This window comes from Rhodococcus jostii NBRC 16295 (assembly GCF_001894825.1).
GTDB lineage: Bacteria > Actinomycetota > Actinomycetes > Mycobacteriales > Mycobacteriaceae > Rhodococcus_F > Rhodococcus_F jostii.
Genome location: NZ_BCWY01000163.1, coordinates 1 through 10,593, shown reverse-complemented (window position 1 = coordinate 10,593; position 10,593 = coordinate 1). Strand labels below are relative to the sequence as shown.

The 10,593-nt window shown below is 67.3% G+C and carries 11 protein-coding genes and 2 pseudogenes; 8 read left to right on the top strand and 5 right to left on the bottom strand.

Annotated elements, in window-relative coordinates; genetic code table 11:
* Positions 1-105: 105 nt before the first annotated feature.
* Positions 106-681 (bottom strand): hypothetical protein, encoded by a 576-nt coding sequence (locus RJ1_RS43700; protein WP_073370732.1) that lies wholly within the window; start codon positions 679-681, stop codon positions 106-108.
* Between the two features lie 366 nt (positions 682-1,047).
* Between RJ1_RS43700 and RJ1_RS47125 the strand changes: the two genes are divergently transcribed.
* Positions 1,048-1,197 (top strand): hypothetical protein, encoded by a 150-nt coding sequence (locus RJ1_RS47125; RefSeq protein WP_162850291.1) that lies wholly within the window; start codon positions 1,048-1,050, stop codon positions 1,195-1,197.
* A 186-nt stretch (positions 1,198-1,383) separates the two neighbouring features.
* Here RJ1_RS47125 and RJ1_RS43695 read toward each other — a convergent pair whose 3' ends face one another.
* Together RJ1_RS43695 and RJ1_RS43690 are read right to left on the bottom strand one after the other, a co-directional pair.
* The gene (locus RJ1_RS43695; RefSeq protein WP_073370731.1) at positions 1,384-1,911 is read right to left on the bottom strand and encodes a DUF6328 family protein; all 528 of its coding nucleotides are present in this window, start codon (positions 1,909-1,911) and stop codon (positions 1,384-1,386) included.
* Between the two features lie 24 nt (positions 1,912-1,935).
* Complete coding sequence (locus tag RJ1_RS43690; protein ID WP_073370728.1) at positions 1,936-3,414, bottom strand: CYTH and CHAD domain-containing protein; 1,479 nt, start codon at positions 3,412-3,414, stop codon at positions 1,936-1,938.
* A gap of 172 nt (positions 3,415-3,586) precedes the next feature.
* Between RJ1_RS43690 and RJ1_RS48590 the strand changes: the two genes are divergently transcribed.
* From RJ1_RS48590 to RJ1_RS47120, 4 genes and pseudogenes are all read left to right on the top strand, one after another.
* Positions 3,587-4,042: a hypothetical protein gene (locus tag RJ1_RS48590; protein ID WP_240319636.1), complete on the top strand. Its 456-nt coding sequence runs from the start codon at positions 3,587-3,589 to the stop codon at positions 4,040-4,042.
* Positions 4,026-4,847, top strand: coding sequence for a class II glutamine amidotransferase (locus RJ1_RS43680; RefSeq protein WP_073370726.1), 822 nt, complete (start codon positions 4,026-4,028; stop codon positions 4,845-4,847). Before RJ1_RS48590 ends, RJ1_RS43680 begins: the two co-directional genes overlap by 17 nt.
* 91 nt (positions 4,848-4,938) lie before the next feature.
* Positions 4,939-5,123 (top strand): annotated as a pseudogene (locus RJ1_RS49160) (three-helix bundle dimerization domain-containing protein); the annotation flags it as partial.
* Between the two features lie 321 nt (positions 5,124-5,444).
* The gene (locus RJ1_RS47120) at positions 5,445-5,606 is read left to right on the top strand and encodes a hypothetical protein (protein ID WP_162850292.1); all 162 of its coding nucleotides are present in this window, start codon (positions 5,445-5,447) and stop codon (positions 5,604-5,606) included.
* Between the two features lie 439 nt (positions 5,607-6,045).
* Here RJ1_RS47120 and RJ1_RS43675 read toward each other — a convergent pair whose 3' ends face one another.
* Complete coding sequence (locus RJ1_RS43675; RefSeq protein WP_073370723.1) at positions 6,046-6,654, bottom strand: Rv1733c family protein; 609 nt, start codon at positions 6,652-6,654, stop codon at positions 6,046-6,048.
* A gap of 558 nt (positions 6,655-7,212) precedes the next feature.
* Entirely contained in the window at positions 7,213-7,638 is a 426-nt protein-coding gene (locus RJ1_RS43670; RefSeq protein ID WP_073370720.1) for a pyridoxamine 5'-phosphate oxidase family protein, read from the bottom strand.
* Between the two features lie 260 nt (positions 7,639-7,898).
* Between RJ1_RS43670 and RJ1_RS43665 the strand changes: the two genes are divergently transcribed.
* From RJ1_RS43665 to RJ1_RS43650, 3 genes and pseudogenes are all read left to right on the top strand, one after another.
* Positions 7,899-9,614: a GAF domain-containing sensor histidine kinase gene (locus tag RJ1_RS43665; protein WP_073370734.1), complete on the top strand. Its 1,716-nt coding sequence runs from the start codon at positions 7,899-7,901 to the stop codon at positions 9,612-9,614.
* 263 nt (positions 9,615-9,877) lie between these two features.
* A pseudogene (locus RJ1_RS43660) lies at positions 9,878-10,189 on the top strand (IS30 family transposase); the annotation flags it as partial.
* A gap of 241 nt (positions 10,190-10,430) precedes the next feature.
* Positions 10,431-10,571 carry an IS5/IS1182 family transposase gene (locus RJ1_RS43650; RefSeq protein ID WP_073370717.1) on the top strand — a complete coding sequence of 47 codons (141 nt, stop codon included), beginning with the start codon at positions 10,431-10,433 and terminating at the stop codon, positions 10,569-10,571.
* The last annotated feature ends 22 nt before the right edge of the window (positions 10,572-10,593 follow it).

The window sequence follows — 10,593 nt, the reverse complement described above, 5'->3', positions numbered from 1 at the left end:
CCCTCGCCCAGGAGGAGCCGGAGCCCGGCCGCTTACCGATTGCGCCGACAACAGTTCGATCTTTCTCGCCGAGAGAGCACTGCCGGTGGTGATCGGAGTGCACCGCTATGGGGAGGTGCCGCCGGACTTGCCGGTGGACGGCGCCGGCTTGGCCTTCGCTTTGCCGAGGGTGTCTCCTGTTACGGGCGGCACCGTGGACGGCGTCGACTGTGCAGGCGCCGCCGCGACAGACGTCGACTTGGCGGCGGCTCCCTTTGCGGGCGGTGCCGACGCCGCCGCGGGGGTGGTCGTGCCCGCGGGTTCGACCGCGGTCCCGGCCTCGGTCTTCTCCGATCTGTGCGCCAGTTCCCCCAGTTTGCTGCGCGTCCAGGACCACGCGCCTCCGGCTGCTCCCCCGAGCACTCCGACGGCATGTCTGGCGGTGTGCGCGGCACCCCCGACCATGGTCCTGGCGGTGATGGCGCCCAGGACCTCGAACACCACCGGGGTGGGGATCTCCTGGGGGAGCTTCGGCTTGATGTGCTCGCCGAAGAACGCGTCGTGATCGGCCTGGGTGTCCCAGATTTCGGAGACGGTGAGGCCGTCACCTTCGAGGAAGGCGTAGTGGGCGACGAATCCCTTCGCCGATTGAAGGTCGTCCAGGGTGACCTCCGCGATCGCCGAGTACTGATCTTTGGTCATGCCCGGTGCGTGGTGACGAACTACGACTGACATGCTGTTGCCCTTTCCGAGCGGTGGTCCGGGACCCGACAGGTCCACCGAAGTTTGCAGCGTGACGCACCCCACATTACTGGGGGCGCGGTTTTGTTCGAGCCGGATGCTGGATAGTCACCGCTACGTTCCCAACTTCACCAGTGCATAAGCGGCGGGCGTCGCTGGTTGGACGAGTACACAGTTCTCCGCCGGTAACGGGCGAAGACGCGCCCGGTGCCCCTTGACGAAGCACCGGCCGAGGGGCACGGTGCAGGTGCGGGTCGCGTCTCGGTCGTTCTCGGAAATCAGCCACATGCGCCCGCAGTGCAATGAAGTCGGAAGAAATGAGTATCCGTGACTGATGTACCAGTCGATTACTCGTCCCCGCGCCGTCCGGCACGGGTCAACACCACCGAATGGATCAAGGCTCACCTCGAGCGAATGGATCACCCCGACCCGTCACCCGCCCCGGCAGCCGACGACCCCCGCACCGGACGGGTATGAGAGGTGCGTACCGGCTTTTTCGTGGAGTGTGGAAAGGCCCGGAACTGGGTGGTAGGCGACGAGGGCGGGACCTGGCCCGGGAGAGCATCGAGCAGGTGGTGCACTCGGCGCGCGAGCACTTCGCGAACGGGAAGCTTCACGACTTCGTTCCCCAGCCGTGCTGGGGCTCTGGCGAGCGCTTCGTTGCTAGCCGCGGGTGGGGGGATCGTCGTCGATGCGGTGCCGCAATCGCAGGATCGTGGCCAGCAGGGACAGCCCGCAGAAGATGGCCGCCGCTACCGCGGCCGCGACCAGGCCGACCCTCGGCGACACGACGAAGCTGAAGATGAGCAGCACGACCCCGACGAGCGCCGCCCCGAGGGTGGCGATACCGCAGAGCGTCAGCTTGTGCGCCGTGGACACCAGCGCGGGAAGGGCGTGCTGGCGGAACACCGCTCGATGGATCCCGACGGGCGCGACCAGCAGCATCGTCGACAGGACCGACAGCGCGACCGTGACGAGGTAGACACCGACCTCGAAGTCCGTCAGGTCCGCGAAGCGCTGCTGGAACGGCAACGTCAACAGGAACCCGGTGAGCAGCTGCACTCCGGTCTGCACGACCCGCAGCTCCTGAAGCAGCGCCGCCCAGTTGCGGTCGAGCCGTTGGGTTTCCGTCTCATGGCGAGCACGGTAGTTCCACTCGTCGTCCGTCCGCTCGCCACTGTTGTCCGACATGTCCAACCCCCTGTTCTCGAAGGGTCAGGTGGTGAGCCGGGCGGCATCGTCGCGGGCGCGGCGCGCGGCCTGCAGCTCCAGCCCGTAGAGCAGCCCGAAGGTGAACCCGTTCTCGCCGTCAGTGTTCCCGGCGCGGGCACCGAGGGTGCGGAGGGTGCCCAGAGCCACCACGCTGTCCTGGTGCTCCCCGAGAACCTTCTGGACCTTCTTGTACTCGGCGACCCGCTTCTTGCCCTTCTTCTTCCCGACCAGCCCGCGGGTGAGCTCGCCGGCGTAGCGGGCCCGCTTCGCGGCCTTCCGCGCCCGGTGCAGGGCCTCGTCGTCGCCGTCGTCGAGGGCGGAAGCCAACCTCCTGTCGGCCTTGCGGCGCGCCTTCCGCGCCGCCTTCTTCAGCACCCGCTCCCCGGCGGTTGCATCCTCGGTCAGCGGCGGTGCGGTGCGCCACCGCGCCAGCGCGGCGAGCACCGCCCGGTACCGGTCACCGTCGACGGTTTCCATCACCTCGGCCCGGTACCGGAGTTGCTCGGCGAGCAGATCGTTCTCGATCCGGGCGGCGACCGGACCCAGCACCAGCTCGTCGGGCAGGTCGGCGACCGCGGCAGCGAACCGGGCGCGCTGGACCTGCCGGTCCCGCACCTCACCGAGCACCCCCGCGTACCAGGACAGTTCCTCATCGAGCCGCGTCCGTGCGGCGGGGTCCAGCATTTTCTTGAACACCCGCAGGGTGCTGCGGAACCGCCGGATCCCGACCCGGGTGGCGTGGACCGGGTCCAACCCGCGGCGCAGCCACACGTCGCCGCCGACGATCGCCTGCACCTGGGTGTCGAGGTAGGCGGTCAACAGCTCCCGAACCACCTCCACACCGGAGTCGTCGTCGGCGGGGCCCGGACCGTTCGGGTTCAGCGCCCGAGACAGTTTCGACGGGTACCGCGACGGGCACGCACCGTCCCGGGTCAGCCGTTTGCCGATCGCCTCGAGTAGTGTCCCGTCGCCGCGCTCGCCCAGTTCGACCTCCACCTCGCGCCACTCACTGGCGACCGCGCCGTCCCCGCCAGACGCTGCGGCGGCCGCGGTGGCGTGCACCGTGTCGTCGGCGACCTCGGTGAGCAGGTTCCCATCGGGGTCGAGCAGCCGGCGCCGGCGCCGAACGGTCGAGATCGACGCCACCGGGTGCACCGGTTTGCCCAGGGCCACCCCCGAGATCAGGGTGGCCAGCTCGCCCGGCACCGAGTCGTCCGCGCCGAGTGGCACCCGGATTTCGGTGCGCGCCTTGCGGTCGGGCACCTTCAGCTGCCAACCGGCGTCGGTGTCGCCGGTCCGGCGCCGCAACGTGATGTGCTGGCGGAGTAGGTCCCGGTCGGTGGTGTCGAAATATTCGTTGTCGAGGGTGACGGTGTCTTCGTCGAGCCGACCGCCCGGCGGGACCAGGTCGTCCAAATCCGGCACCGCGAAGTCGGCGCCGACGTCGTACTTGTCTTCCCGTTCTTGCTGCGCCGTGCTCATGGATCCAGACTGCCCGTCCCGCCCGGCGGTTAACCTGCAAATGCCCCACAAGACTGCTGACTCACTGTTGTGGTCAGCGGAACGCAGACCAGACCGCGGCAGCGGCGAGCGCCACAATGACCACGACCATCCGGCACTCACGACGAGTTCGTTGTCGGCGACCAGTTGCTGCATGCTGGTCACCGACAAGCCCGCGTTTCGGGAGCACCTCGCCCGCTTCGCCCTCGACCGACTGTGGCGGCTGTACCTCGACACCTGGCAGATTGCCGTGCCGATGCTCAAGCGGGCCGGGATCAGCAACAACCACTCCCTCCGCGACAACGAAATGATCACCGCCATCGCGTCTGCGGGAAACCGGCTCGGTACCTCTCATCCATGCCCACGAGTGGAATCTGCCCCCGACCCCTTCGACCTGACAACAAGACCCCGGCGAGGCCAATGTCCGGATGCGCGGTCAGGCTTCGGGGGAACGGTGCGAATTCCTCCCGGCGAGGGGGCGCAACCCGCAGTCTGGTGGCCGTGCGCGCCCTTCACGAAGGGGCGGAGTCTGTGCCTGTCAGGGCTGTCGCAGGCAGGGTCGGCTCTGCTTGAATTGATGCATGTGCCGGTGGATGGCGTACTCGGGTGAGCCGATCCTCGCGGAAGACCTGTTGTTCCGCCCTAAACATTCGCTGATCGACCAGAGTCTGCACTCACGTCTCGGAGCGACCACCACGAACGGTGACGGCTTCGGTCTCGGCTGGTACGGCGAGGGCACCGAACCGGCGGTGTACAAGAGCATCGAACCGGCCTGGAACGACAACAATCTGCGGGAGATCGCCGGTCAGGTGCGGACGCGGATGTTGCTCGCCCACGTGCGGGCTTCGACCGGGACACCGGTGCAGCGCAGCAACTGTCACCCCTTCCGGCATGGGCAGTGGTTGTGGGTGCACAACGGCGCACTGCGCGGTTTTCACGAGATCAGGCGTGAGTTGGTGATGGCCGTCGACTCGGCGCTGTTCCTCGACATCGAGGGGTCGACGGACTCCGAAACCTTGTTCTTCCTTGCACTGACATTCGGCCTCGTCGACGATCCGTTCGGTGCTGTCGCCCGTGCGGTCGGCTTCGTCGAAGACGTCGGTCGCACGCACGGGGTCGAGTATCCGGTGCAGATGACCGTCGCGACCACCGACGGCGAATCGGTGTGGATCTTCCGCTATTCGAGCGAGCGACAGTCGAGGTCGCTGTTCTTCTCCACCGAGATCGCGAAGCTACGCGCACTGCACCCGGAGGTCGAGGTCCTGCACGAATTGAGCGGGGAGACCCGTTTCGTGGTCTCCGAGCCTCTCCGCGACCTCGAAGGCGCGTGGAACGAAGTTCCGGAATCCTCGGCCGGGGTGGTCCGGCCCGGCGACGACGAAGTCCGGCCCTTCGAACCGATCTCACCGACATGAGGTCGCTCGGCACCGATATCAACCGGTGACCACACCACGTGTCGTTGCCATTTCGTGTGTCGACCTTTCTCCGTTCCGGGGCAGACGATGAATGAATTGCGGAGATGACGAAATGCTGCAGGTCGAACAGGTCATCGCCGCCTGATCACGCGTGACCCCTCGATCCCACCGGCGGACATCGAAAACACCGTGCGGAACATTCACAAGCGCTTCGTGAACGGGCGAGTACGTGACTTCGTGCCTCTCCTCGTCGAGAAAGCAGCCTGCCGGCACATCACACGAATCGGTCTCGCCGTCGGCCGTACCCGCCGCGCTGCCGCCCGCCGGGTAACGACTCAGCGGCCTGTGCACAGATCACTTGGCGGTGGTCTTGCGCGGCTGCCCACGACGCGCGGCGGTCTTGGCCGGAGCCGGACTCTTGACCGGAGGCGGACTCTCCGATTCCGGATCTGCGTCGGCCGTCGACTTCTCGGTGGGCGGAAAGGACTTTGTCCCCTAGCTGGCCCGTCGCGTGGCCAGGAACACCGATAGTGACCGGGATGGGTGCCCGCGCCTTGGCCACCGCTCGGCCACATCTGTGCGACTGAGAGTACCCACATGACACGCCTGCAGGCTTCTTCGGTGAGCGCACCGCATCACTGCATTCCCACCCGCCGAGCACTGAGCACGCCGGAGATCCTGCAACGGATCCAGGCGATGTTCGCTGACGGGGACGAGGCCGGCTCGGCTGGCACCGACGAGAAACCGTCGCCTATCTGACGTGCAGACGGTCCGGCTACGTCACCCGAAACAGTGTTGCGGTGCATGCGGATTCGATGATCTCGCCCCGTCGGCAGCCTCGTGGTCCCACCGATGAGGATCCTATCCAATGGCCCGATACAACGAGCCCGGCTCGATTCGTGGTGGCGGCGGGTGATGGCCGCGAGCTGCGGGCATGCGCGCACGAAGCCTGAACGCACTCGGCGCCCCGGCCACACGGACCCCAGCCGCCAGCTGAAACGGACAACAAGCGGGCCGCTCTCGTGGGCCGCTCCGGTCAAATCTGGCGAGGGCGCTGCTGCTGGGCCGATGAAAGCCGCCGAAGATACCGCGCGACCGCGTGCCTGGTTCCGATGTCCCGTGATACGGCCGCGAGGCCGCGGTGACCGTTACCTTTCGCGCGTCGGTGGGCCCGGTGGTCCTGCAACGGCGGAGATCGTCAGCTGACCGGCCATCCCGGTGTGCGGCCGACGTCGTTCCATTCTCGATCCCACTGGCGCATCCGGCTTCGCGTATTCACCCACCGGACCCCGCAGAGCAGCAGAAGGGAACCACCCGCGGCGGTGGCCCACACCGACAGCGCGGCGCTGACGGCGATCGCCGCGTTCTCCGGGCCCGATCGGGGCTCGTCGACCACGTGGCCGTCAGGATCGATCCACACCGAGACGGTGTCGCCGCGGTGGGCGCCGTGCCGGGTTTCCACGTCGGTGGACTGGAGGCTGCCATCGGGCGCAGTCCACTGAGCCGTCGCATGGTCTTCGGTGTCCGGGGCGTCACTGGGCGCACCCCCCACGAGGACTTGGTGCGGATCGTCGATGAGAACAGCAGATTGTGCATGTCTGCTCAGCACGTCGGCGCGAGACTGATCGTTCAGCCGGGTGTTGGTCACCGTTCCGAACGCCGCCGCGAACGGGACCATCATCAGGACGAAGGTGATCATGACGGCCGCGACGACGACATCGAGACGGTCCCTGGTCCGCATGAGGGGATTTCGGCTCCACGGAGTCAGTCTCCACCAGCGTGATGTGGATGACTGATGGATATTCATCCCGTGCCTCCTCGGCCATCCTTACGCAATCCGAGTCTTCCGCACCCAGGGCGCGCGGCGTAGAGCACAAGGTCATTGGCAGAAGCGACAGAGAAAGCACCTGCCCAGCCGCGTTCCACGGGGCGTGCGTGGACGGCGGTCCGGCATGCGGACACCGGCCGCCAAGGACGCCCGGACGGGTGCCCTTCGGCCCCGGAACTGAGCTCGCTGTGACCGCCGAGCGCCAGCATCGTCACCACCCACACGACGACGGTGGCACGTGCCGCCCCGTCCGATGCGATGAGCTGAGCGCGCCCCGAGACGAAGAGTCGAGTGCCTGAACGGTGACGGCGACACATTCTCGCCGAGAACGGATTCGGGTGTGCAGGACGTCGATTACTCCGTCAGGCTGCACGCCGCGAAGGTGCCGGTGTGAGTGGCATCCGGTGCACCGAGAAGGGATCTGATCAGGTGTTTGCGGTAGCGCGCCGTCGTCGGCCCAGTCCCGGAGAAGTCGGTGGTGATCGCATCGCCGCCACCGACGCCATGTCCGACCACGGTCACCAAGCAGTGTGAGCCCTATCGCTGGTCGCCTGCCAGCCGGGGCAGGGTCAGGCGGCGGCCGGTGACGTACTCGATGTCGAGGACGAGGTAACCGTCGGAGGGTCGGATCGTCCACGGGGAGGGGCCGGTGTGGTCGAACCCGGACAGATAGTCGGAGCCGGCGGCGGTGCGGGCGTGGCCGAGCACGACCACACTCCATCCGTCCCGGGTTCCCGACTCGACGTGGCCGGCCTCGAATGCCACGAACATCCGATCGAGGCGGTCGAACCAGGACTCGTTCTCGGTCGCAATGACGATCTCGGAGCGGGGGGCGGCGAAGGTCACCAGCCGCACCGCGGGCAGGGCGTCCTCGGTGTAGAGCAGACGACCCGTGGGCACCGACCGCAACGCGTGGACGCATTCGGTCGGGGTCAGGGTGCCGTCAGTGTCGGAGGTGCGCATCACACTGTGGTCTTCTTTCCAGACGCGTCGGTCGGGTGCGTGCGCCTACCTCCTTCAGCATGAGCCTGTCGTCCCGGCAGGGTTAGAGTCCTAAGTCGTTACCACTGTCGCTCGGCGTCACCAGTGCCGCAGCGGCCACCCGTGACCGGGTTTGACCTCGACGAAAAGGGGCTATCCCCGGGGTGCACGCGCCACCGCCCGGCAGCGTCCGCGTTCTCAACGGCGGGCGCATGAGGAAGTGGCGCAGAAAGCTGGTGACGATGCCAGGAGACGACGAATCACTGCTGCTCGACACGCTCTCGCAACTGCGGCTCCGGCAGATGCTGGCCGAGATGCAGGACCGCATCGAGCAGATGACCGCCTCCCGGGAGCAGTTCGACGGACTGCTCGACGCGATGCTCACCGTCTCCTCCGGCCTCGACCTGGCAGCGACACTGCGGCGGATCGTCGACGCGGCCATACGGCTGGTCGACTGCCGATACGGGGCCCTCGGTGTGCTCAACGACAGCGGAGACGGGTTGCAGGATTTCGTCTACTCGGGCGTCGACGAGCACACCCGGCTTCTGATCGGGGATTTGCCGACCGGGCACGGGCTGCTCGGCCTGCTCATCGAGCGCCCTAGACCGCTGCGCCTGGACAACATCGCGGGGCACACCGTTTCTGTGGGGTTCCCCGCACATCACCCGCCGATGCGCACCTTCCTCGGCGTTCCGATCCACATCCGCGGGCAGGTCTACGGCAACCTCTACCTCACCGACAAAGCCACAGGCCAGCCCTTCACCGAGGACGACGAAATCCTCATCCAAGCCCTCACCGCCGCCGCCGGGATCGCCATCGACAACGCCCGCCTCTTCGAACAGGCCCGCCAGCGCCAGCAGTGGCAGCAAGCGGCCAGCGATATCCGCGGTGAACTGCTCGCCGCCATCGACCCGGGCGAGGTGCTCGATCTGATCGCCCGCCGGGCCCGCCACCTGGCCGACGCCGACCACGTCCTGATCGCCCGACCCGATGACCTCGACCAAGCCTCCGCCGACGTCACCGCCCTCACGGTCACCGCGTACGCCGGAAACGACGTCAGCGTGCCCGGTATGCGGATCGGTGTCGACGACACCGCCACCGGCCGGGTCTACCGCACCGGGACACTGATCCGGGTGCCGGAGATCAGCGACGCCGGCCCACACGGCGGTTCGGCGGTACTGCTGCCGCTGCGGGTGTCCGCGGACTCGGTGACCGGGGTCCTCGCCCTCATCCGCACCCGCGGGCGGGAACCGTTCGACGACCGCCAACTGCCCCTGGCCGCCGCCTTCGCCGACCAGGCCGCCCTCGCGCTGAAGCTGGCCGACGATCAACGCCAACTGACCGCCCTGTCCCTGATCGCCGAGCGGGACCGGATCGCCCGGGATCTGCACGACCACGTCATCCAACGGCTGTTCGCGCACGGCCTGCACCTGCAAAGCGCCCACGGCCGCACCCACGTCCCCGAAGGCCGGCAACGATTGTCGGAGATGATCGACGACGTCCAGGACATCATCACCGACGTCCGCACCGCCATCTTCGAACTGCACGGCGGAGAGGACGACGGGTTCGCACTGCGCCCGGCGTTGACCGCAATCATCACCGAACAAACCGGTGAGAGCGGGTTGCGCACCACCGTGCGCATGACCGGGCCGCTGAACGTGGTCACCGGACCACTCGCCGACCACGCCGAAGCGGTGCTGCGGGAAGCGCTCAGCAACGCCGTACACCACGCCCACGCCCACCACGTCGACGTCACCGTCTCCGTCGACGACGACCTCACCCTCTGCGTCACCGACGACGGCACCGGCATCGCCCCGACCGTGACGCACAGCGGCCTGCACAACCTCACCACCCGTGCCCAGCAGGCCGGCGGCACCTGCACCCTCACCACCCCCACCACCGGCGGAACCCAACTGACCTGGACCGCACCACTCCCCGAAGCGTCCGGGGCAGAATAAGTTTCGGCCTTGACGAGCCGTTCCGGACCCGAATGCGGCCTGCGTTCACTGCGAGCGGACGGTCGTCGCACTCCGCAGCTTTTACGGCACGATCAGCGCACATCCGCGTAGCGTTCCGACCAGGAGCCCGCGGTACGCCTCCACCCCGCCGTCGAGGTCGAACCCCTCACCGGAATGGCGAGCACACCCCGGTGAGTAGCCGGGTCGACGAGTTCGATCAACTCGTGCCGGGCCCCCAGTAGGGAACGGCGAGTGTGCGCGGGCTCAAGAAGCTGCCCGCGATCCTGCGCCGAACCCTGACGTGGGACCAGGGTTCGGGGATGCGGGACTGGAAGGGCGTCAGCGCGGCCACCGGCATCGACATCTACTTCTGTGATCCCCACTCACCCTGGCAGCGCGGGACCAACGAGAACACGAACGGCATACTCCGTCAGTACTTCCCCAAAGGATCGGACCTGAGTGTGCACTCGAAAGCGGACTTGGAGTGGGTGTCACGGCAACTCAATGAGCGTCCCCGGAAACGGCTAGACTTTCGCACGCCCATCGAAGAGATGGACCGACTGCTGTTGCGATGACCGCCAGAATCCGCCGATCCACTACCGGGACGCGCCGGCGACCTAGAACGTCGTTACGAGCTCATACCGGTACCAAGGCCCCTCGATATGATCGGCGGTGAATTCGCCGTCGCGAGATGCGGGCGCCGGCGCCCCGTCTGGGGAGTAGACCCAGCCTGACTCGGTGGTGAACGCCGTTGTCCGTTCGTCGGTGAAGAACGCGTCTCCCTGCGGGGTGTTGTAGACATCCCAGGGGCGCAACGTGGTCGAACGGGCCTTCAACAAGGCGAAACAGTGGCGTGCGGTGGCCACCCGCTACGACAAACTCGCCCTCACCTACCGCGCCGGATTCCTGCTCGCCGGCATCGTCGAGTGGCTCAAGTTATTAGGAGACATGCCCTAGGTTCGTCGGGGGTTCAGGTCCA